The 22145-nt window shown below is 57.0% G+C and carries 22 protein-coding genes and 1 tRNA gene; 7 read left to right on the top strand and 16 right to left on the bottom strand.

The annotated features are described in order from the left end of the window. Positions 1-8: 8 nt before the first annotated feature. The gene (locus GNG26_RS19000) at positions 9-998 is read left to right on the top strand and encodes a glycosyl hydrolase family 8 (RefSeq protein ID WP_156239794.1); all 990 of its coding nucleotides are present in this window, start codon (positions 9-11) and stop codon (positions 996-998) included. Between the two features lie 150 nt (positions 999-1148). Here GNG26_RS19000 and GNG26_RS18995 read toward each other — a convergent pair. Further along, positions 1149-1224, bottom strand: a tRNA-Ile gene (locus tag GNG26_RS18995). Between the two features lie 125 nt (positions 1225-1349). Between GNG26_RS18995 and mug the strand changes: the two genes are divergently transcribed. Continuing rightward, positions 1350-1856 (top strand): G/U mismatch-specific DNA glycosylase, encoded by a 507-nt coding sequence (gene mug, locus GNG26_RS18990; RefSeq protein WP_103177016.1) that lies wholly within the window; start codon positions 1350-1352, stop codon positions 1854-1856. Positions 1857-1917: 61 nt separating this feature from the next. Here mug and rpoD read toward each other — a convergent pair whose 3' ends face one another. From rpoD to rpsU, 3 genes are all read right to left on the bottom strand, one after another. Continuing rightward, positions 1918-3807, bottom strand: coding sequence for an RNA polymerase sigma factor RpoD (gene rpoD / locus GNG26_RS18985; RefSeq protein WP_255410167.1), 1890 nt, complete (start codon positions 3805-3807; stop codon positions 1918-1920). A 122-nt stretch (positions 3808-3929) separates the two neighbouring features. Continuing rightward, positions 3930-5675 (bottom strand): DNA primase, encoded by a 1746-nt coding sequence (dnaG, locus tag GNG26_RS18980; protein ID WP_103822901.1) that lies wholly within the window; start codon positions 5673-5675, stop codon positions 3930-3932. A gap of 116 nt (positions 5676-5791) precedes the next feature. Beyond that, positions 5792-6007 carry a 30S ribosomal protein S21 gene (rpsU, locus tag GNG26_RS18975; RefSeq protein ID WP_001144069.1) on the bottom strand — a complete coding sequence of 72 codons (216 nt, stop codon included), beginning with the start codon at positions 6005-6007 and terminating at the stop codon, positions 5792-5794. Between the two features lie 237 nt (positions 6008-6244). Here rpsU and tsaD point away from each other — a divergent pair, with 237 nt between their 5' ends. Next, positions 6245-7258 carry a tRNA (adenosine(37)-N6)-threonylcarbamoyltransferase complex transferase subunit TsaD gene (gene tsaD, locus GNG26_RS18970; protein WP_156239793.1) on the top strand — a complete coding sequence of 338 codons (1014 nt, stop codon included), beginning with the start codon at positions 6245-6247 and terminating at the stop codon, positions 7256-7258. Between the two features lie 19 nt (positions 7259-7277). Here tsaD and GNG26_RS18965 read toward each other — a convergent pair whose 3' ends face one another. After that, on the bottom strand, positions 7278-7955 hold the full coding sequence (locus GNG26_RS18965; RefSeq protein WP_231604162.1) for a response regulator transcription factor: 678 nt from the start codon (positions 7953-7955) through the stop codon (positions 7278-7280). 368 nt (positions 7956-8323) lie between these two features. On the opposite strand from GNG26_RS18965, the gene GNG26_RS18960 reads away from it, so the two are divergent. Continuing rightward, positions 8324-10399 carry a S8 family serine peptidase gene (locus tag GNG26_RS18960; RefSeq protein WP_156239792.1) on the top strand — a complete coding sequence of 692 codons (2076 nt, stop codon included), beginning with the start codon at positions 8324-8326 and terminating at the stop codon, positions 10397-10399. A gap of 30 nt (positions 10400-10429) precedes the next feature. Here GNG26_RS18960 and ureG read toward each other — a convergent pair whose 3' ends face one another. From ureG to plsY, 9 genes are all read right to left on the bottom strand, one after another. Next, entirely contained in the window at positions 10430-11047 is a 618-nt protein-coding gene (gene ureG, locus GNG26_RS18955) for an urease accessory protein UreG (protein WP_103822897.1), read from the bottom strand. A 9-nt stretch (positions 11048-11056) separates the two neighbouring features. Further along, positions 11057-11728, bottom strand: a complete 672-nt coding sequence (locus GNG26_RS18950) for an urease accessory protein UreF (RefSeq protein WP_156239791.1) — start codon at positions 11726-11728, stop codon at positions 11057-11059. Further along, positions 11728-12267 (bottom strand): HupE/UreJ family protein, encoded by a 540-nt coding sequence (locus GNG26_RS18945; protein WP_156239790.1) that lies wholly within the window; start codon positions 12265-12267, stop codon positions 11728-11730. The genes GNG26_RS18950 and GNG26_RS18945 overlap by 1 nt, the downstream gene beginning before the upstream one ends. Before the next feature lie 9 nt (positions 12268-12276). Next, positions 12277-12741 carry an urease accessory protein UreE gene (gene ureE / locus GNG26_RS18940; RefSeq protein ID WP_103822894.1) on the bottom strand — a complete coding sequence of 155 codons (465 nt, stop codon included), beginning with the start codon at positions 12739-12741 and terminating at the stop codon, positions 12277-12279. Between the two features lie 9 nt (positions 12742-12750). Continuing rightward, entirely contained in the window at positions 12751-14454 is a 1704-nt protein-coding gene (gene ureC, locus GNG26_RS18935) for an urease subunit alpha (RefSeq protein ID WP_156239789.1), read from the bottom strand. Further along, positions 14447-14761 carry an urease subunit beta gene (locus GNG26_RS18930; protein WP_156239788.1) on the bottom strand — a complete coding sequence of 105 codons (315 nt, stop codon included), beginning with the start codon at positions 14759-14761 and terminating at the stop codon, positions 14447-14449. The genes ureC and GNG26_RS18930 overlap by 8 nt, the downstream gene beginning before the upstream one ends. A gap of 9 nt (positions 14762-14770) precedes the next feature. Further along, a complete protein-coding gene (locus tag GNG26_RS18925) occupies positions 14771-15073 on the bottom strand; it encodes an urease subunit gamma (RefSeq protein WP_039031754.1) in 303 nt (100 codons plus the stop codon). 10 nt (positions 15074-15083) lie between these two features. Then, on the bottom strand, positions 15084-15911 hold the full coding sequence (locus GNG26_RS18920; RefSeq protein ID WP_156239787.1) for an urease accessory protein UreD: 828 nt from the start codon (positions 15909-15911) through the stop codon (positions 15084-15086). Positions 15912-16654: 743 nt separating this feature from the next. Further along, entirely contained in the window at positions 16655-17269 is a 615-nt protein-coding gene (gene plsY / locus GNG26_RS18915; protein ID WP_156239786.1) for a glycerol-3-phosphate 1-O-acyltransferase PlsY, read from the bottom strand. Positions 17270-17376: 107 nt separating this feature from the next. On the opposite strand from plsY, the gene folB reads away from it, so the two are divergent. Further along, on the top strand, positions 17377-17745 hold the full coding sequence (folB, locus tag GNG26_RS18910) for a bifunctional dihydroneopterin aldolase/7,8-dihydroneopterin epimerase (protein ID WP_114385734.1): 369 nt from the start codon (positions 17377-17379) through the stop codon (positions 17743-17745). Positions 17746-17848: 103 nt separating this feature from the next. After that, positions 17849-18667: an undecaprenyl-diphosphate phosphatase gene (gene bacA, locus GNG26_RS18905; protein ID WP_156239785.1), complete on the top strand. Its 819-nt coding sequence runs from the start codon at positions 17849-17851 to the stop codon at positions 18665-18667. Between the two features lie 10 nt (positions 18668-18677). Here the strand turns inward: bacA and GNG26_RS18900 are convergent, their stop codons facing one another. After that, positions 18678-19919: a multifunctional CCA addition/repair protein gene (locus tag GNG26_RS18900; protein WP_156239784.1), complete on the bottom strand. Its 1242-nt coding sequence runs from the start codon at positions 19917-19919 to the stop codon at positions 18678-18680. Positions 19920-19977: 58 nt separating this feature from the next. After that, positions 19978-20598 carry a TIGR04211 family SH3 domain-containing protein gene (locus GNG26_RS18895; protein WP_103822885.1) on the bottom strand — a complete coding sequence of 207 codons (621 nt, stop codon included), beginning with the start codon at positions 20596-20598 and terminating at the stop codon, positions 19978-19980. Positions 20599-20836: 238 nt separating this feature from the next. On the opposite strand from GNG26_RS18895, the gene GNG26_RS18890 reads away from it, so the two are divergent. Further along, positions 20837-22138 (top strand): inorganic triphosphatase, encoded by a 1302-nt coding sequence (locus GNG26_RS18890; protein ID WP_156239783.1) that lies wholly within the window; start codon positions 20837-20839, stop codon positions 22136-22138. The last annotated feature ends 7 nt before the right edge of the window (positions 22139-22145 follow it).

Genomic DNA, 22145 nt, shown 5'->3' with positions numbered 1-22145 from the left:
GATCGGCCATGTGGCAGCGAACTAAAATCGTGGTTCTGGCGCTGGGGCTGTTGTTAAGCCATCAGGTTTTCGCTGGAAGCGCATGGGAGAGTTACAAGGCGCGGTTTTTGATGCCGGATGGTCGCATCATTGATACCGGCAACAACAGCGTGAGCCATACCGAGGGGCAGGGCTTCGCCATGATGATGGCGGTGCGCAACAACGATCGCGCGGGTTTTGACAAAATCTGGAGCTGGACCAAAAAAAACCTGCAAAACCCGCAGACGGGGCTGTTTTACTGGCGTTATAACCCGGTTGCACCGGACCCGATCGCCGACAGAAACAATGCTACCGATGGCGATACCTTTATCGCCTGGGCGCTGTTGAAAGCGGGCACCCAGTGGAATGACAACAACTATCTGAACGCCTCTGACGCCATTACCAAATCGCTGCTGGCCCGCAACGTGATCAGCTTTGCCGGTTACCGCGTGATGCTGCCTGGCGCGAAAGGCTTTAACCTCAACAGCTATGTGAATCTTAACCCGTCCTATTTTATCTTCCCGGCCTGGGAAGATTTCGCGAAGCGCAGTCATCTGACCGTGTGGCGTGACCTGATCAATGACGGGCAGAAGCTGCTGGTGAAAATGCGCTTCGGCAATACCCAGCTGCCGGCAGACTGGGTATCGCTGTACGCCGACGGCCGTGTAGCCCCGGCCAAAGAGTGGCCGGCGCGCTTTAGCTACGATGCGATCCGCGTGCCGCTGTATGTGAAGTGGTACCAACCCACCAGCCCGCTGATGGCGCCGTATACCGCCTACTGGGGACGTTTTGCCCGTACCCAGACCCCTGCATGGGTCAATATCACCACCAACGATCCGGCTCCCTATATGATGGAAGGCGGTTTACTGGCGGTGCGTGATTTGGCAATGGGGCAACTTCCGGCGGGCGATCCGCAGATCACGGCGCAGGAGGATTATTATTCTGCGAGTCTGAAGATGCTGGTGTCGCTGGCAAGATAAGTTTTATCTTCTCACAGTGAGATTCTGGAAAGCGCCTCGCAAGAATGACTTGCGGTGGCGCTTTTTGTTTTTTGGGGAATATTGTTAACCGGACCCTGGCGATATAAACAAAAAAGACTTAGCCAGTTTCCTGACTAAGTCCTTGAAATTTGGTGGCCCCTGCTGGACTTGAACCAGCGACCAAGCGATTATGAGTCGCCTGCTCTAACCACTGAGCTAAGGGGCCGTGGCGGAGGATTATAAAGTAACTGCTCGCTGCAATCCAGCCATACGTACCTGCCTGCTGTTTTTATAAACAACGCATTTTCAATCTTTTATACTTAAAGCCTGAATCAATAAGCAGGAGTAATAATGATCAGCGATATCCTGGCGCCAGGCCTGCGGGTGGTGTTCTGCGGCATCAATCCGGGCAAGTCTTCCGCCCATACTGGTTTTCACTTTGCGCATCCCGGTAATCGCTTCTGGAAAGTGATTTATCAGGCCGGGTTTACCGATAAATTGCTCAAGCCGGAAGAGGAGCAGCAGCTGCTGGATACCCGCTGCGGCATCACCATGCTGGTGGAGCGGCCTACGGTGCAGGCGAGTGAGGTAAACCTGCATGAGCTACGTAGCGGCGGGCGCGAGTTAGTTAAAAAGATGGAGGACTATCAGCCCGCGGCGCTGGCGGTCCTCGGCAAGCAGGCGTATGAGCAGGCTTTTAGCCAGCGTGGGGTGCAGTGGGGAAAGCAGAAGATCACCATCGGCGTAACGCAGGTGTGGGTGCTGCCCAATCCGAGCGGCCTGAACCGGGCAACGCTGGAGAAGCTGGTGGAGGCGTACCGGGAGCTGGACGAGGCGCTGGTGGTGCGGGGGCTTTAGGCTCTGAAGCGTCAGCCATAAAAAAAGCTCCCCGTAGGGAGCTTTTTTACATCAGGACGAATTAGTCGTCCAGGAAGCTACGCAGCACTTCAGAGCGGCTCGGGTGGCGCAGTTTACGCAGCGCCTTCGCTTCGATCTGACGGATACGTTCGCGGGTCACGTCGAACTGTTTACCCACTTCTTCCAGCGTGTGGTCGGTGTTCATATCGATACCGAAACGCATACGCAGGACTTTCGCTTCACGGGCGGTCAGGCCAGCCAGTACGTCGTGGGTGGCGGCACGCAGGCTCTCGGTGGTGGCAGAGTCCAGCGGCAGCTCGAGGGTGGTATCCTCGATGAAATCACCCAGATGCGAATCTTCATCATCACCGATTGGTGTTTCCATGGAGATTGGCTCTTTAGCGATTTTCAGCACCTTACGGATCTTGTCTTCCGGCATCAGCATGCGCTCGGCCAGCTCTTCCGGCGTCGGCTCGCGACCCATCTCCTGCAGCATCTGGCGGGAGATACGGTTGAGCTTGTTGATGGTCTCAATCATATGCACCGGAATACGAATGGTGCGCGCCTGATCCGCGATAGAGCGGGTGATCGCCTGACGGATCCACCAGGTTGCGTAGGTGGAGAACTTATAACCACGACGGTATTCGAACTTATCAACCGCTTTCATCAGACCGATGTTGCCTTCCTGAATCAGATCCAGGAACTGCAGACCGCGGTTGGTGTACTTCTTGGCGATAGAGATAACCAGACGCAAGTTCGCCTCAACCATCTCTTTCTTCGCACGGCGGGCTTTCGCTTCACCGATGGACATACGACGGTTGATGTCTTTTACCTGCTCGATGGTCAGGCCGGTCTCTTCTTCAATCTGCTGCAGCTTCTGCAGGCCACGATGTACTTCTTCAGCCACGTCACGCAGTTTTTCAGACCACGGCTTGTTCATCGCGATAGCGGCGTTGAACCAGGTCTCGCTGGTTTCGTTGCCGGTGAAGAGGGTGATGAAGTTCTTCTTCGGCATTTTGCACTGTTCAACGCACACCTTCATGATGATGCGTTCCTGGGTACGTACGCGATCCATCATCACGCGCATGCTGTTTACCAGGTAATCGAACTGTTTTGGCACCAGACGGAACTGTTTGAACACTTCAGACAGCTTCAGGATCTCTTCCTGAGCGGCTGCGTGGCTGCGGCCTTTCGCTTTGATCGTGTCGCGGGTAACGACATACTGCGCGCGCAGTTCAGCAAACTTCTCGCGAGCCAGTTCAGGGTCGATGCTGTTGTCGTCATCGCTGCTGTCGTCATCGCCATCTTCGTCGTCTTCGTCTTCGTCATCATCCATCTCTTCCTGAGAGAGTTCAGAACCGACGTGCGTCGCCGTTGGGGCCATGTCTTCTTCTGCGTTCGGATCGACAAAACCGGTGATCAGATCGGACAGGCGGGCTTCTTCTGCCTCAACGCGATCGTACTGCTCCAGCAGATAGGTGATCGCTTCCGGGTATTCGGCAACGGAACATTGAACCTGGTTGATCCCGTCTTCGATACGTTTAGCGATGTCAATTTCGCCTTCGCGGGTCAACAGTTCAACGGTACCCATTTCGCGCATGTACATGCGAACCGGGTCGGTGGTGCGGCCGATTTCAGATTCAACGCTCGACAGGACCTGTGCAGCAGCTTCCTCTGCATCTTCGTCGGTGTTGTTTGAGTTTTCAGCAAGTAACAGATCATCGGCATCAGGGGCTTCTTCCATCACCTGAATACCCATGTCGTTGATCATTTGGATGATGTCTTCGATCTGATCGGAGTCGACGATATCTTCCGGCAGATGGTCATTGACCTCGGCATAGGTCAGATAGCCTTGCTCCTTACCACGTTGGACAAGAAGTTTCAGCTGTGACTGCGGGTTTTGCTCCATAAGACGGTATCCACACTTATTCGTTTGATTGGTGTCGGCGATACGGCTGCCAACCTTTAAAGCGAGGGCGTACTTGTATTTTTGCCGCTGCCTCTCAGTGCGGCTGTCGGGATCTACCCGATCGATATTCGGCACTTAAGCCGTTAAATACTTTTATCTTTCTGTTATTTCTTTGCCAGCTCCTGGCTAATCATCCAGAGCTCCCGGCGTTCTTCGCTGCTTAAACCGTGTGTGCGCTCGCGAGCAATCAACTCTTCCTGGCGCAGTTCAAGCATCGAATCAAACATATGGTTGAGCGAGTCGGTGAAGGTCTCTTCAGCAATCTCTTTATCTGCTATATCGTCCCACATCGACAGTTTTTCAAGGGTTGCGGACGCTTTTGTTCCGCGATAATGCTCTAAAAGTTGCCCGGTGGTCAGACCTGGCTGTGAGAGACAAGTGTTGACCAGTTCTGCAAATAAGCCAAGTCCGGGCAGCTTTTCGTGGTCTAAACCCGCCAGAGAAGGCACGCGTGGGGCCAGCTCCGGGTTTTGCACCAACAGTCCTATCAGTATACGCATGGTTGTGCGTTTTAGCTGAGGCGCGGGGCGAGCCGCTCCGCTTTCAGCCAGTTTTGGCATTAAACGTTCAAGCTGACTGTCATCCAGAATGCCAAGTTTCTTGCCCAGCTCCTGACGCAGATAGATGCGCAACGTTTCGCCCGGCACTTGGGTAATCAGCGGTAACGCCAGCGTGCTCAGCTGGGCGCGGCCATCCGGGGTGCTCAAATCCACCTGCGGCATCAGGCTGTTAAACAGAAACGTGGAGAGCGGCTGAGCCTGCTCCATCCGCGCTTCGAATGCCGCTTTGCCCTCTTTACGCACTAGCGTATCCGGGTCTTCGCCGTCGGGCAGGAACATAAAGCGCAACTGGCGCCCGTCGGTCATATAAGGCAGCGCCGTCTCCAGCGCGCGCCAGGCGGCTTCGCGTCCGGCCCGGTCACCGTCGTAACAGCAGACGACCGTGTTGGTCACCCGGAACAGCAGCTGGATATGGTCGGCAGTGGTAGAGGTACCCAACGACGCCACGGCATAGTTAATGTCGAACTGCGCCAGCGCCACCACATCCATATAGCCTTCGACCACCAGCAGCCGCTGCGGTTCAGCGTTATTCTGCTGGGCTTCATACAGGCCATACAGCTGGCGGCCTTTATGGAAAATATCGGTTTCCGGGGAGTTGAGGTATTTCGGCAGGGCATCGCCCAGCACGCGGCCACCAAAACCAATTACCCGGCCACGCTTGTCGCGAATAGGGAACATCACCCGTTCGCGGAAGCGGTCATAGCTACGTCCCTGGTCGTTAGTGACCAGCATGCCCGCGTCGATGAGTGATTTACGATCTTCGCTATTGCCGCCAAAACGCTTCAACACGTTATCCCAGCCGGGCGGGGCGTAACCAATAGCGAAACGCGCAATGACATCGTCGCTCAGTCCGCGCTTGTTCAGATACTGACGCGCAGGCTCAGCAGCAGGTTGCTTGAGAGACTGTTGGTAAAACGAATTCAGGCCGTCCATCAGCTGATACAGCGTTTGTCGTTGATGACGCTCTATCTGGCTGGGGCCACTGCCTGCTTCATAAGGCACTTCAAGATTGTGCATGGCAGCCAGCTCTTCGACGGTTTCAACGAACTCGAGCTTGTCGTAGTTCATCAAAAAGTCGACGGCGTTGCCGTGCGCACCACAGCCGAAGCAGTGGTAGAACTGCTTTTCACCGTTTACGGTGAAAGAGGGGGTTTTTTCGTTATGGAATGGACAGCACGCGTGATAGTTCTTGCCCTGCTTCTTCAGCTTTACCCGCGCGTCGATGAGATCGACAATGTCGGTTCTTGCCAGCAGATCGTTGATAAATACGCGTGGAATTCGTCCAGCCATAGGCCCCAGAAATTTTTAGGAACTCATAAACGAAAACAAGCCGCGCATTCCTTCCGGAAGCACGGCCTTACGACTACTACTCTGTCTGACAACTGAGGACGTGCGTCCTCAATAGATTAGTACAGACGAGTACGGCGTGCGTTTTCGCGAGCCAGTTTCTTCGCGTGACGTTTCACAGCAGAAGCTTTAGCGCGCTTACGTTCGGTCGTTGGTTTTTCATAGAACTCACGACGACGAACTTCAGCCAGAACACCTGCTTTCTCGCATGAACGCTTGAAGCGACGCAGTGCTACGTCGAACGGCTCGTTTTCACGTACTTTAATTACCGGCATGTAACTCTCACCTTTATAAATTCGGTTTGCCGCTGGCATCAACGCCAGCTTATTTCAAAATGGTGCGGAATTTTACTGCAATTGCTGCTGCTTTGTAAAGCACCGCGGCCGTTTTTGAAAGGGGACTTTTATAAGGGTGAGGAGTATACACGAAGTGAACTCCAGGGGTGAGGAAAGTTTTACATCAACCCGCTCAGGCTCTAAACTGCGCGGTATCTGAGTGAGGTAAAACAAGTCATGCGTGTACTGGGTATTGAAACATCCTGCGATGAAACCGGCATCGCGATCTACGACGATGAAAAAGGGCTCGTCGCCAACCAATTGTATAGTCAGGTAAAATTGCATGCCGACTACGGTGGCGTCGTGCCGGAACTGGCCTCCCGCGACCATGTGCGTAAAACGGTGCCCCTGATCCAGGCGGCGCTGAAAGAGGCTGGCTTTACGGCAAAAGATATTGACGCTGTGGCCTACACGGCGGGTCCTGGCCTGGTCGGGGCGCTGCTGGTCGGCGCCACTGTCGGGCGTTCGCTGGCGTTCGCGTGGGATGTTCCGGCTATCCCGGTTCACCATATGGAAGGGCATCTGCTGGCACCGATGCTGGAAGAGAATCCCCCTGAATTTCCGTTTGTGGCGCTGCTGGTTTCCGGCGGTCACACGCAATTGATCAGCGTCACCGGTATTGGTCAGTACGAACTGCTGGGCGAGTCCATTGACGATGCGGCGGGTGAAGCGTTCGACAAAACCGCCAAGCTGCTGGGGCTCGATTACCCTGGCGGCCCGATGCTGTCGAAAATGGCCTCGCAGGGTACCGAAGGGCGCTTTGTCTTCCCGCGCCCGATGACCGACCGTCCGGGTCTGGACTTCAGCTTCTCCGGCCTGAAGACTTTTGCCGCCAATACCATCCGGAATAATGATGACGACGATCAGACACGCGCCGACATCGCCCGCGCCTTTGAAGATGCGGTGGTGGATACCTTAATGATCAAGTGCAAACGCGCGCTGGATCAGACCGGCTTTAAGCGCCTGGTAATGGCGGGCGGCGTCAGCGCCAACCGCACGCTGCGCGCGAAGCTCGCGGAGATGATGCAAAAACGCCGCGGTGAAGTGTTCTATGCCCGCCCGGAATTTTGTACCGATAACGGGGCGATGATCGCCTATGCCGGTATGGTGCGTCTGAAATCGAACGCCACGGCGGACCTGAGCGTCTCCGTGCGCCCGCGCTGGCCACTGGCCGAACTGCCCGCCGCCTGATCGCTCCCCGGCCCGGATGTCACAGGGTAATATCGAACATCCGGGTACGGGCCAGCAGACAATAGAGCTGACAGTCATTTTTTACCCCCAGCTTCTCCATCGCCCGGATCTTATGTGCGCTCACGGTCTTAATGCTCAGGTGCATTCGCCGCGACACATCCGTCAGGTTTCCACTTTTACAGAGTAAGCGCAGTACATCCATCTCTCTGGGAGAGAGCGCCTCTGAGGGCAGTTTTTCCGCCGGAAACAGCGTTTTCATTAATGCCGGTTCGACATAAACTTCGTCGTTCAACACGCCGGTAAGTGCATCGCGGAAGGTCTTCTCGCTCATATTGTGACTTACGTACCCCTTTACCCCCGTCTCGATCGCCAGCCGGATCAGTTGGGGATTTTTGTAGCGGGTAAGCAGGATCACTTTTATCGTGGGATAGCGCTGGCTCAGACCTTTTACCAGCGCCAGCCCTTCCATGTGACTCAAGGGATCGGCGCTTTGCGTGCCGCTAAGCGTATAGCCCAGCAACAGAATATCAGGGAGCTGCTGCGCCAGCTGTTTCAGCAGTTCGGACGTGGTCTGTGTTTCATCGGCCAGCGTAAACGTCATACCGTCGCTGGCGCTGTTCATGTCGTTGAGCATCGCGCGAACCCCCCGGCGAATCAGGGGATGTTCATCGGCGAGCGTTATTTTTACTTGCATCATACTCCTCCAGCATTGCACGCTGAAGCGATGACGCCAGCGTATAAGGTGGTCAATTTTATCGCGGCGTAAATATTAGTAATTATGCTTTGAAAGATATTTTTAATATTAAAAATGCCTTGCGCTGGCGTTTCTGCTATTCTTTTCGCCTTTGTTTTTGCGTTTTTTAACGCCGCCGTAGATTAATTTGGATATTTTTATCCGCCGTAATGATTGACATATTCCATATAATTTATTTTTCCCCGGGAGGTATCCGTGAAGGAACTTTCTTATTTATCCGAAGAGCGCTCTTATTGGCAGGCCGATGATTTTCTTTCATTGTGAATAAAGGAATTTCACATTAATAAATGTCATTAAGGAACGTTGGCAAAATGAAAAAAAGTATGCTCTCTCTCTTGATCGGCGCTGCGGTCACTTGCTCTGCTTATGCTGGAACAGCACCCCAGGTCGAATTTGCCCATGATGGCGAGTCCTATATCGCGGTTGTGGTTAAAATGAAGGCCAGTAAACCCTTACTGAAGTCTACCAATCAGGCAACGACCACATCGACCTCGAGTAAGTTAACGTTAAGCGATCCATCTCTGGTTCCTGTCAACGTATTCCGCCCGAACAACTTGCGTAGCACGCAGTCTGATGAATTTGCACAACTCAACGCGCGCTACGGTTTTGACCGTTATTTACGTATCGCATTACCTGAAGAAAAAAGTAAGGATAAAAACTATATAAATAATATTATCACTGAGTTAGAGCATAATCAGAATGTTGAAATTATCTATCCAGAAAGTGTACCTGCTACTCTGGATAAATATCACGGTGAGGCGGAGCAAAGTAAACCATTGCTGAAATCGACCGTGCAAAGCACTGTTGGTGCATCGACAGTACCTGATTTTCGTCACCTCCAGTACTATACAAAATCGCCTACAGACAAGCGCTCAGGATATTATATGGGCGGCGTTAACCGTGACAGCGTAAATAAATATCCGGGTAATGACGGCGAAGGCGTGACCATTATTTCCATGGAAAACGACATCTGGAACGTCAACCATATAAACCTGCCGAAACCCGAGTTAATTCAGGGCAGCAACAAATATTACGACGATCATGATACGGCTTCTGTGGGTATCATGGCGGCAAAAGATATTGGGGCTGGTGTACGCGGGCTCAGCTGGAAAAGCCGCGTGGGCTTTAACGACTGGAAGTACAACAACCTCTATAACATGATCCCGTTGCTGAAAGCAGGGGATGTCGTACAGATTGGGATGCAGACCGGCGGCGGCGAAGTCACGGGATGTACTAAAGAATGTTACGTGCCGCAGGAAAATGCCAGCAGTTACTACGATGTTATCAAGGCGCTGACGGATAAAGGCGTATACGTTATTGAAGCTGCTGGTAACGGCAACGTTAACCTCGATCATAGTGCTTTTAAAGGTAAATTTGATGTTAACGTTCGCGATTCTGGCGCCATTATCGCCGGTGCATTCTGTGCTAAAGATGGAAAAAAAGCCTCATTTAGTACCTATGGCTCGCGTGTGACCAGCTCCGCATGGGGATGCTGGGATGTGGTAACGGCTGGCTATGGTGGCCTGTATAATGTGGCAAACGCCCAGTATACGGACACCTTCTCCGGCACCTCTTCTGCTAACCCAATTATTGCGGGGGTAGTAGCAAGCCTGTCAGGCATTGCAAAAGCGCATGGTATTACCGTTACGCCGGTACAAATGCGCCAGATTTTGCAGGAAACTGGTACACCGCTGGCGAATGGGGATTCAGCAAAAGTAGGTACTCAACCTGATATGGAACGTGCAGTGGCGCGCATTCTGGCGCTGAAGGACGGCGGCAGCGCCACCCTTCCAGCTCCTACCGCTGCTGCAGGCGCGGATTACACGATGGTTTCCCCCGTCTCTGGTGTAAAAACCTATCCGCTGGATGGCAGCAAGAGCCTGAATGCGAAATCGTATAACTGGAGCGTGACCAAAGGGGCTGGAACCTTCTTTGTGCAGCAGAACCTGAACGGCACCCTGAGCAGCAGCGTTGATAGCGCCCATGCCTATGCGGTGATCCCGGCAAATACCGAGGGTGATGCGGTCTTTACGCTGACCACAACCGGCGCCGATGGCCGCACGGCGCAGGACAGCATGACCATCAAGGTCAGCAAACCGGCGGTTCCGGCACAGGATGACACTCCGGCCCAGGACACCACGCCTGCGCAGGACGACACCCCGGCACAGGACACCACGCCTGCGCAAGATGACACCCCGGCTAAAGAGACCGTGCCGGCCTACAACCCAAAAATTGCCTATCCAGTGAAGTGCACGAAGGTGTCTCACAACGGTAAAATTTGGTTTAACCAGTGGTATGTCAACCCGGGCCAGGAAGAACCGGGCAAAGGCTTCAGTACCTGGGGCGTCTGGCGCGAGCAGGGATCCAAGTACAACACCTGTAAATGATCGGCAAGCCTGGCGAAAGCCAGGCTTTTTTTATACCTTCAACATGCCTTTCTCTTCCAGGAAGCGAATGATTGTCGCCAGCCCGTCACCCGCTTTCAGGTTGGTAAAGGTCCACGGACGCTCGCCGCGCATGCGGTTGGTATCGCGCTCCATCACCTCCAGCGACGCACCCACATAGGGCGCGAGATCGGTTTTGTTGATCACCAGAAAATCGGATTTGGTGATCCCCGGCCCGCCTTTGCGCGGGATCTTCTCCCCTTCCGCCACGTCGATCACGTAGATGGTCAGATCCGCCAACTCCGGGCTGAAGGTGGCGCTCAGGTTGTCGCCGCCGCTCTCGACAAAGATCAGATCCAGGTTGCCGAACTTCTCGCTTAACGCTTCTACCGCCGCCAGGTTCATTGAGGCATCTTCACGAATGGCGGTGTGCGGACAGCCGCCGGTCTCCACCCCCACAATGCGCTCCGGCTCCAGAGCGCCCGCCTCGGTGAGGATGCGCTGATCCTCTTTGGTGTAGATATCGTTCGTCACCACCGCGAGGTGATAGGTGTCGCGCATCGCTTTACACAGCGCTTCCAGCAGGGCGGTTTTACCCGACCCCACCGGGCCGCCGACGCCCACACGCAGGGGGTGTTTGTACTCAGACATAGAGACTCCTCAGGAACGGAATAACCGTGAATATTGGGTTTCGTGAAGCGCCGAAGCGATGGCGGAGAGCGGCGTGGCCGCCCCCAGCTGGTCATCGCGGCGCAGAAGCGCCTGCTCCAGCCCGTCGGTAAAGCGATCGCAGAGTTCGATGATCAACAGCTGGGCCGCCTGCTGCCCAAAGGGCACCAGCTTGACGCCCGCCATTACCGCGCTCTCTATCCAGCTGTAGCCAAGGCTCAGCGCCATCTCGCGCAGATCGATCCCCCAGCGCACGCCGAGCCACGCCATGCCGCACAGTTGGCTTTGCGGGAACAGCACCAGCCAGTCAGCTGGGCAATCCGCCTCCCAGCTTTTGATCAGCCGGGTGAAGGCCGCCCCGCGGTTGCGCTCCTCCTCCCGCAACTCGCGGGTCTCCCGGCAGGCCAGCAGGTACGCTGTCCAGTGCGCGGCGCTCGCCAGATCCTGCTGTTCGCAGGCGCGGTAGAGGCGGGAAAAGAGCGGCAGATCGACGCAGAAAAAGCTCTGTTCCATCTGCTGACACTGCCAGGCTTTGAATGCTGCCGGGGTAGTGACCCAGCCCGCTTCCACCGCCCATTCCAGCCCCTGCGACCAGGTAAAAGATCCCACCGGCAGACTGCTGCTGGTGAGCTGCATCAGACGCAGCTGGCGGGACGGTTCCATCAGCTCATCAGCGCCAGCAGGGCAGAGGCGATCAGCCCGCCGCCGAAGGTTTTACGCAGCCCGTCGTGACGGCGCAGCAGCATACCGGCGGCAAAGCTGACGCACAGCACTGCGGCGCTGGCGAACATAAAGCCGCTGGTGAACAGCCAGAAGCTGTGACCTGCCATCTCTACCCCGTGCGCCCAGCCGTGAAACATCGCCAGCGCGGGCACGGCCAGCAGCAGGCGGTTTTCGGTTTTGAACATCATCACGCCACACACCGCCAGCGAGGCGATGATCAGCATCTCCATGCCGCTAAAGCCCCCCAGCAGGCTGCCTGCAATCGCCCCGGTGAGCATCATGCCGAGGGTGGCAAAGGGCATCAGCAGCCTGCGGCCGCTCAGGGCGGCGAGCACGCCTGCGCCGGTGAGCATCAGGAGATGATCAAGCCCGGTCAGGGGATGGAAAAAGCCCGCCTGAAAGCTGTCGCTGCCGTGTCCCGGATGGGCCAGCGCGGGCAGGGAGAAGGCCAGCAGAAGCAGGGGTAACAACTTACGCATGATTGATCCTTAATGTGAATGAGCGTGAGAGTGTGAATGGGAGTGACCTTCGCTGGCGTAGGCACCCGCTTCCGGTTCGAAGGGCAGGCTGGCGAAAGTCACCTCGAGATCGAACAGGTGCAGCATCTCGTCCAGCACGTGATCGTGGTGATAGCGCAGCTCGCCGGGCAGAATTTGCAGCGGCACGTGGCGGTTGCCCAGGTGATAGCAGGCGCGCGCCAGCAGGAAGGGATCGGCGCAGCGCACCACCGACAGCGGTTCGGGTGCGGCAATAACTTCCACCACTTCACGACCATCGTCGCTGGCAAGCAGGTCGCCGCCGCGCAGCAGCAGGCCGCGCGGCAGGATCAACCCGGCATCGCGACCGTCGTCCAGCACCACGCGGGCGCGGCTCTTTACCCGCACATCAATCGGCAGCGTGACGTGTGCGGTAACGGGATGGGGATGATCCAGGCGTTGGGTTAAGGTGATCATGAATGCTCCTCAGAACAGGAAATAGCGTTGCGCCATCGGCAGAACCTCTGCCGGTGCGCTGGTAATCAGTTCCCCGTCAATGCGCACCTCATAGGTTTGCGCATCGACGGTAATGTTGGGCTGCAGACCGTTGTGGATCATGTCGGCTTTTTTCACCGTCCGGCAGCCTGTGACCACTGCGGTGGCGCTCTGCAGGTTCAGTTGCTGCGCGATGTTGTTATCGGCAGCGGCCTGCGAGAGAAAGGTCAGGCGGGTGGCGTGGCGGGCGGCGCCCAGCGAACCAAACATGGGCCTGTAGTGCACCGGCTGCGGCGTGGGGATCGAGGCGTTAATGTCGCCCATCGGCGCGCAGGCGATCATCCCGCCTTTGACGATGGTGGCTGGCTTCACGCCAAAGAAGGCCGGGGACCAGACCACCAGGTCCGCCAGTTTCCCCGCCTCAACCGACCCGACCTCATGGGCGATGCCGTGGGTCAGCGCCGGGTTGATGGTGTACTTGGCGATATAGCGCTTCACCCGCAGGTTGTCGTTATCGCCGGTCTCCTCCGCCAGCGGGCCGCGCTGTACCTTCATGCGGTGCGCCACCTGCCAGGTGCGGATGATCACTTCTCCCACCCGGCCCATCGCCTGCGAATCGGACGAGGTGAGCGAGAAGGCCCCCAGGTCGTGCAGCACGTCTTCGGCGGCGATGGTCTCCCGGCGAATGCGTGATTCGGCAAAGGCCACATCCTCGGCGATATCCGGGTCGAGATGGTGGCAGACCATCAGCATGTCCAGATGTTCGTCGATGGTGTTGACCGTATAGGGCAGGGTCGGGTTGGTAGAGGAGGGCAGAATGTTAGGGTGCGCGCAGGCGGTGATGATATCCGGCGCATGGCCGCCGCCCGCCCCTTCGGTGTGGAAGGTGTGGATGGTGCGCCCGGCGATGGCCGCCAGGGTGTCCTCGACAAACCCGCCTTCGTTAAGGGTGTCGCTGTGCAGCGCCACCTGGATATCCATCTCGTCCGCCACCGTCAGGGCGCAGTCGATCGCCGCAGGGGTGGAACCCCAGTCCTCATGAATTTTCAGGCCAATCGCACCCGCGGCAACCTGCTCGCGCAGGGCATCCGGGTTGGAGCCGTTGCCTTTACCCAGCAGGCCAATGTTGACCGGCAGCGTGTCGACCGCCTGCAACATGCGGGCGATATACCACGGCCCCGGCGTGCAGGTGGTGGCATTGGTGCCTGCGGCAGGGCCGGTACCGCCGCCAATCATGGTGGTGACGCCAGAGACCAGTGCCTCTTCTGCCTGCTGCGGGCAGATCCAGTGGATATGGGTATCGACCCCGCCTGCGGTCACGATCTTCCCTTCGGCGGCGATCACTTCGGTGGCCGCGCCAATGGGGATCGTTACGCCGGGCTGAATGTCCGGGTTACCCGCTTTGCCGATGGCGAAGATCCTGCCATCCTTCACGCCGATATCCGCTTTGACGATCCCCCAGTGATCGACGATCAGCGCATTGGTCAGCACCAGATCCACGCAGTCCTGCGCCATCATCTGCCCCTGGCCCATACCGTCGCGGATCACTTTTCCGCCGCCGAATTTGACCTCTTCGCCGTAGATGGTCAGATCGTTTTCCACCTCGATCCAGAGCTCGGTATCGGCGAGACGGACTTTATCCCCGGTGGTGGGGCCGAACATGTCGGCATAGGCCTGACGTGAAATCTCAGCCATGATCCACCTCGCCCATCACCTCGCCACGAAAGCCGACAATACGCTGTGCGCCTGCTACAGCTACCAGCGTGACGGCGCGCTTCTGCCCCGGTTCAAAGCGCACGGCAGTGCCGGCGGCGATGTTCAGGCGGTAGCCTCGGGTCGGCTCACGATCGAATTTGAGTGCTGGATTAACTTCGTAAAAGTGGTAGTGGGATCCGACCTGGATCGGGCGGTCGCCGTGGTTCTCGACGATCACCGTCCGGGTATCGCGATCCGCGTTAATGACGATCTGGCCGGGTTGTATCTGGTATTCGCCTGGGATCATGTTGCCCCCTTACAGGATCGGATTGTGAACGGTGACGAGCTTGGAGCCGTCCGGAAAGGTGGCCTCCACCTGAATGTCCGGGATCATCTCCGGCACGCCCTCCATCACCTGGGCGCGGGTCAGAACATGGCGGCCCGCTTCCATTAATTCCGCAACCGTCTGCCCGTCGCGCGCCCCTTCCATAATGAAGGCGCTGATCAGGGCCACCGATTCGGGGTAATTGAGCTTCACGCCACGGGCGAGACGACGCTCGGCGACCAGCGCGGCGGTAAATAGCAACAGCTTGTCTTTTTCTCTGGGGGTCAGTTCCATCGTGCTTCTCTCAGGTGTGCCAGATTCGGGGCGAACAGGGGGCTTTGGCGGTAAGCTGCGGACGCAGGCGCTGCCAGATCTCACGCATCGCCTGCTGGCAAATCAGGTTGTCATGGGCCAGAAAACGGACCGACAGCAGGCCCTCGGTGAGGGTCGCGCCAGCGAAATGCTCCAGCGGTGCCAGGGCGTCGCGGGCCTCCTCTAGCTGCGTTTCGCTCGCCGGGTAAAACAGCAGGGTGCCGATCCACGGGTGTTCCGCCACGGGGGTCAGATCGCCGTCGGCCAGGTGCTGGCGCTCGATCAGCAGCGGCTCACCCTCAAGCCAGACTTCGAGACGGCTCTCAATACGGCCGTGGCTGAAGGGCTCATTAATCACCGGGCGGCCCAGGCAAAACAGCTCCCAGGCCAGCAGGGTGCTGCTGCGCTGCAGATGGAACACCGAGCGCAGGGCAGCCTGTGCGCCGGGGAAGAAAAGGGTGTCCTGCGGCAGCCACTCCAGAATGGCGTTCTCCTCCAGCGTGAAATGCTGATCCAGCCGCGCCAGCGCACCATTGCTGCGATAGAACTTGCTGGCGCCGGGCATGGTGATCAGCGCGTGGCTATGGGCCGCAAGATGAACGGTAATCGTCAGTTCATCCCCGCCAACAATCCCACCCGGCGGGTGCAGCAGATAGAGGTGGCAGGTTTCACCTTCGGGATAAAAGGGGCGCTGCACGGTGAGCGGCCCGATGTGGCGGGCAGAGTGAAGGAGGGTTTTTTCAGGGGTGTGACAAAACTGCAAAGCAAGCGACGCCTGCCAGCCTTTTACTGTTTTATCAACCATCTGAGTTGCTGACATGCTTTATCCATCTGCTCGCCGTCGGGTTTTTTTAGTATGCCCTGGCGGAAATGAAGGCTGTCATATGAGTCGCTTATGGATGGGGGCGGTTGCTAAGCGCCCACTTATTTTCTGGAGTGGTGGAATTGTTCCGTTCACTATGACTTCTCTGCGTTATGTACGCCCCGCTGCGGTGAACGTGTTAAGGGGGCTGCCGCCGCCCCCTTAACAATCCCGGCTCCCGGCAAAGAAAATCGCCGCTTCGCGGTCCCTTCGGCTTATTCCCTCCGGCTATCGGGTCGGGCGTGATCCTACATCCATGTAGGTCACGCCCTCTCGGCGCATCCCTGCGCCTCGCCCCGGCCTGCGGTCAACGCCTCAGCGATTTTCAGCCGGACTCACGCTCCATCAGCCTTCGCTGCGGCCTGAATGAAACAGAACGTCATTTCTCTGCAAATTTTTTTATTGCCGGAATGTGGCACGGGTGTTGAGTCCCCGCTGAAATCGGCGAACCGGAGACCGGATGACAAGGGCTGGACGCCAGGGATGGCGGCCAGAGGCGAATCGAGACAGGATGTCGAGTTGAGCCGACCGCAGGCAGCAGGTCGTGAGGTGAGCGCAGTGCGAAGCACCGATTTCGTCGCGGGGCCGCGGGGATTGATAAGGGGGCCGCGGTGGCCCCCTTATCACGTTCACGGGTTCCGGAACGTCATATTCTGTTGGTCGTAAAGTGAACGGAACTATTCCACTAAACTCAATATAAGCTACCGCGTCTCTTTCTTCTTCCGCTTCAACCGCGCCCAGATCTTCGTCTCCTGATGCCGCCATAACCGCTGAATATTGTCATGGTGACGCAACAGGATCAGACAAGAGAGCATCGACACCGGAAAAGTAAACTGCGGCTTAAACCACCAGACATAAAACGGTGCAATCAGCGCGCTCACAATGGCGCCAAGCGAAGAGTACCCGCTCAGCAACACGCTGAGCAGCCAGGTGCCGGCCATCACGCCGGTCAGATCCCAGCCAATGGGGGCGATGGCGCCAAACGCGGTGGCGACGCCTTTACCGCCTTTAAAACCAAAGAAAACCGGCCAGATGTGGCCCAGACAGGCGGCAATGGCAATCAGCCCCAGCCAGAACGGCGTGACGCCCAGTGCATACGCGCCCCAGACGGGAAGCATTCCTTTCAGAACGTCAAAAATCAGAACCGCTACGGCTGCTCCTTTGCCGCCAATTCGTAGTACATTGGTCGCCCCCGGATTCCCGGATCCGTTCTCGCGTGGATCGGGTAAGCCAGCGATACGGCAGACCAGAATGGCGCTGGAAATTGAGCCGCAAAGGTAGGCAAGGAGGATCATTCCAGGCGCGATTGCACTCATAACGCTGTTCCGTTTTGAAAATGTCGTTTTGTACTTAGCATCTGTGGATAATACGCATAATTCGCCGGGAGTGGTATCCGGTTTAGCCAAAAACCAGGCAGGTCGTGATGGATATAGTATTTATAGAGCAACTTTCGGTAATCACCACTATCGGGGTGTATGACTGGGAGCAGACCATCGAGCAGAAACTCGTGTTCGATATCGAAATGGGCTGGGATAACGTCGCCGCGGCAAAAAGCGACGATGTGAACGACTGTCTGAGCTATGCCGACGTGAGTGAAGCGGTCATCAGTCACGTGGAAGGCCAGCGTTTTGCGCTGGTGGAGCGCGTGGCGGAAGAGGTGGCGGAGCTGCTGCTCAGCCGCTTCAACTCCCCATGGGTGCGCATCAAAGTCAGCAAGCCGGGAGCGGTTGCGCGGGCGGCCAATGTCGGGGTCATTATCGAACGTAGCCAAAATCTGAAAGGAAACATTTAAAGGTATAATAGTTAAACCAATTCCTGTTAAATCAGTCTTACAGCTGTTCCTTTTACGGTTACCCCCTGGGTAGCCCTTTTTTCTGTCTTTTAGGGGTTAATTGATGAGCGATATGCACTCCCTGCTGGTGGCAGCAATACTGGGTGTGGTCGAAGGATTGACAGAGTTTTTGCCGGTTTCCAGTACAGGCCATATGATCATTGTCGGCCATCTGCTGGGGTTCGAGGGCGAAACGGCGAAAACCTTTGAAGTAGTGATCCAGTTAGGATCCATTCTGGCGGTGGTGGTGATGTTCTGGCGTCGCCTGTTCGGCCTGATTGGCATCCACTTTGGTCATCCGCCGCATGAAGGCGCCGGTAAAGGGCGTTTAACGTTGCTGCACATCCTGCTCGGGATGATTCCGGCGGTGGTGCTGGGTCTGGTGCTCCACGACACCATCAAGTCGCTGTTTAACCCGATTAACGTCATGTATGCCCTGGTGGTTGGCGGTATCCTGTTAATTGCCGCCGAGCTGCTGAAGCCGAAAGAGCCCCGCGCGCCGGGTCTGGACGACATGACCTACCGTCAGGCGTTTATGATTGGCTGCTTCCAGTGCCTGGCGCTGTGGCCGGGCTTCTCTCGCTCTGGGGCGACGATTTCAGGCGGGATGCTGATGGGCGTGAGCCGCTATGCGGCCTCTGAGTTCTCATTCCTGCTGGCAGTGCCGATGATGATGGGCGCCACCGCGCTCGATCTCTACAAGAGCTACCACTTCCTGACCGCGGGCGACATCCCGATGTTTGCCGTGGGCTTTATCACCGCCTTCATCGTGGCGCTGATCGCCATCAAAACCTTCCTGCAGCTGATCAAGCGCATCTCGTTTATCCCGTTCGCCATCTATCGCTTTATCGTGGCGGCCGCGGTCTACGTGGTCTTCTTCTGATTGCCCGCCCTCAGTCTTTCGGCTGAGGGCAATGCTGTTCCTTCCAGGCTGCGACGGCCCGGATCCGCCGTTTTGTTAACTCTTCCCGGATCTCGGGACCTTTAAATCCAGCCTCAACCACCGCTTTTGTCGGCACTGCTTTCGCAACGATCCAGGCTTCACGCAGCAACCGCCCCTGCGGATAATCGTTGGCTTCAAACCCGGCGCGTCCGCGCACGTCGGCTTCGCTGGTTAAGGCGATCTGCTCCACGCGCTGCGGCTTGCGCCAGGCGTCAATGCTGTCGAACAGCTTCACAATAGTAGCTGGTTTGAGGATCGGGAAGGTGTGGATCAGGTCGTGGAACTCGGCGACCAGCTTCGCCAGATCGCGGATCTCGTTAGGGACCCGCATCCGCTGGCAGACCCGTTCAACCAGCCGCACGCCCGCCGGGCCGTGGCCGTGGTGGCGCGGCCAGAGTTCAGGCGGCGTTAAGCCCTTGCCGAGGTCATGACAGAGCGTGGCAAAGCGGACATCCACCTCCGGGCTCAGCATTGCCGCCATGCTCAGGGTCATCAGGGTATGGATGCCGGTATCGATTTCCGGGTGCCACTTCGCCGGAGCCGGCACGCCAAACAGGGCGTCCACTTCCGGGAACAGCACCTTCAGCGCCCCGCAGTCGCGCAGCACCTGGAAGTAAACCTGTGGATTACGCGTGGTAAGCGCATTCTCGGTCTCTTTCCACACGCGCTCGGGGGTAAGGTGTTCCAGCTCGCCCGCTCTGGTCATTGCGGTCATCAGCGCCATCGTTTCATCGGCGATGCGAAAGCTCAGGTGGGCATAGCGGGCAGCAAAGCGCGCCACGCGCAGCACGCGGAGCGGATCTTCAGAGAAGGCGGGGGAAACATGGCGCAGGATGCGGTTTTGCAGATCCGACTGGCCGCCATAGGCATCAACGATGTGGCCGTGTTCATCCTGGGCGAGGGCGTTGATGGTCAGATCGCGGCGCTGCAAATCCTCTTCAAGGGTGACGTCCGGTGCGGCATGGCAGGTGAAGCCGGTATAACCGACACCGGATTTGCGCTCGGTACGCGCCAGGGCGTACTCCTGGCGGCTTTGCGGATGCAGAAAGACAGGAAAATCGCGGCCTACCTGCTGGTAGCCCGCATCGAGCATCTCCTGAGGTGTGGCGCCTACCACCACCCAGTCTTTATCTTTGACCGGCAGACCTAACAACGCATCACGAACCGCACCACCGACCAGATAAATCTTCACGCCTCACTCTCCCGTATCAAAAATGGCAATAATACGTAAGTGTGGCAGAGATAGCGATTTAGTTCATCCAACGGTCTTTACGCTTACGGCTCGGCACCAGATGCGGCAGTACCAGACCCAGCAGCAGACCCATACCCAGCACGCCGCCGCCATACATAAACCACTGCATAATGATGGTGCGCTGTTTGTCATCCAGCTGCAGGTTGGCTGCGCTCACTTTTTTCTGGGCGACGATCAGCTCGTTTTTCAGCTTCTGGTTTTCGTCTTTAAGACCGTTGATCACCCCGTCGCTCTGGGCCACTTTCTGCTGCATTTCAGCCGTGCGCTGGTTCCAGGTGGCATCGATATTGGTCAGTTTGTCGGTCAGGGTTTTGACCTGGTTTTCCAGATCCGGCACGCGAGTGCGCAGGCTTGGGCTGGTGCTAAGCTCTTTTAACGGGATCCAGGCGATACGGCCGCTGCTGTCGCGCACCTGGCCATAGCTGGCGTCTGCGTTGCTCTGTAACAGCGCCACTTCCTCGCCGGCATTAATCGTACCCACGAGGCGATAATTGTCACCCGGTCCACTACGTACCCAGGTATTCAGTTCGTCAGAAACGTAGCGTTTCTCTTCAGCGTGAACCGCTGTTGCGGCGCTAAAAGCAAGTAATGTCAGTCCGATTAGGCGTAATTTAAGCATCAGGCAGTCGTTATTTTCATAAAAAGTGGAACGATAGTAGTGGTAACGGCTTCTCCACGCAAAGGATTCGTCAGCATTCGGAATCCTCCGTGTACTGTTTGCCACTTTAACAAACTTTACGCCCGTCAAATTGCTCATTGCGTGGCAATCTGGCGCAAAATACTATCTACTGACAAAAAAGTGGCGAGTAAGTTCGCCTAAATTTACCCCGCAGTGCTGCAATCAAAAGAACAAGGCCATGGCTCAGGAAATCGAATTAAAGTTTATCGTTGAAAATGAGAGCGTCGACGCGCTGAAAAACCATCTGCACCAGCTGACAGCTGAACATCACGAGCCGGTGCAACTGCTCAACATCTATTACGAAACCCGGGACCTGTGGCTGCGTCGCCATGACAGGGGGCTGCGCATTCGCGGCGTCGATGGTCGCTACGAGATGACCATGAAAATTGGTGGCCGCGTGGTGGGCGGTCTGCATCAGCGCCCGGAATACAATATTGAAATTGACCAGCCTGCGCTGGATCTGGCGCGCTTCCCGGCGGAAGTGTGGCCGGAAGGACAACTGCCCGAGGGCCTGGAAGAGAGCGCCAGCCCGCTGTTCAGCACCGATTTCTGGCGCGAAAAGTGGCTGGTGAACGAAGGTAAAAGCCGCATTGAAATCGCCCTCGACCGGGGTGAGGTAAAAGCGGGCGAGTTCCAGGAGCCGATCTGCGAGCTGGAGCTTGAGCTACTGGAAGGCCACGCCGATGACGTGCTGAAGCTGGCCCGTAAGCTGGTGACCCAGAGCGGTCTGCGTCAGGGGAGCCTGAGCAAAGCCGCCCGCGGCTATCATCTGGCCCAGGGCAATGCGCCGCGCATCCTGAAACCGCTGGAGATTATGCGCGTCGCGCCGAAATCCTCCATTGAGCAGGGGTTTGAAGCCTCGCTGGAGCTGGCCCTGAGCCAGTGGCAGTATCACGAGGAGCTGTGGGTTCGCGGCGTGAAAGGGGCGAAAGCCGAGGTGCTGGCGGCGATGGCGCTGGTACGTCACAGCCTGACGCTGTTCGGCGGCATTGTGCCACGTAAAGCAAGTGCTCACTTACGCGATCTGCTGACGCAGACCGAAACCCTGATGGCGTCGGATGTCTCTGCCGAGACGGCGGTCTACAGCCCGCAAACCGCCACCGCGAAACTGGCGCTGACCGAGTTTCTGGTGACACGCGGCTGGCGTACCTTCCTCGACGCGAAGGCGCAGAGCAAAATAGCGGATAACTTTAAGCGCTTCGCCGATATTCACCTCTCCCGTCACGCCGCTGAACTGAAAACCACGTTCGCCCATCCGCTGGGGGATCAGTATGGCGATCAGCTGATTCGTCTGGCGCGTAACATCGACAGCATGCTGCTGCTGGCAGGGGCCTATGACGGCCCGGTGGCCCGCGCCTGGCTGGAAAACTGGCAAGGTCTGCTGCATGCCATTAAGACGCGCCAGCACATTGAAATTGAGCATTTCCGTAACGAAGCCATTTCGCAGGAGCCATTCTGGCTGCACAGCGGAAAACGTTAACGCAGGC

It is taken from the genome of Leclercia sp. J807 (assembly GCF_009734465.1).
Taxonomy (GTDB): Bacteria; Pseudomonadota; Gammaproteobacteria; order Enterobacterales; family Enterobacteriaceae; genus Enterobacter.
Note: the sequence above shows the minus strand (reverse complement) of the source record. Positions and strands in the feature narration are given on the sequence as shown.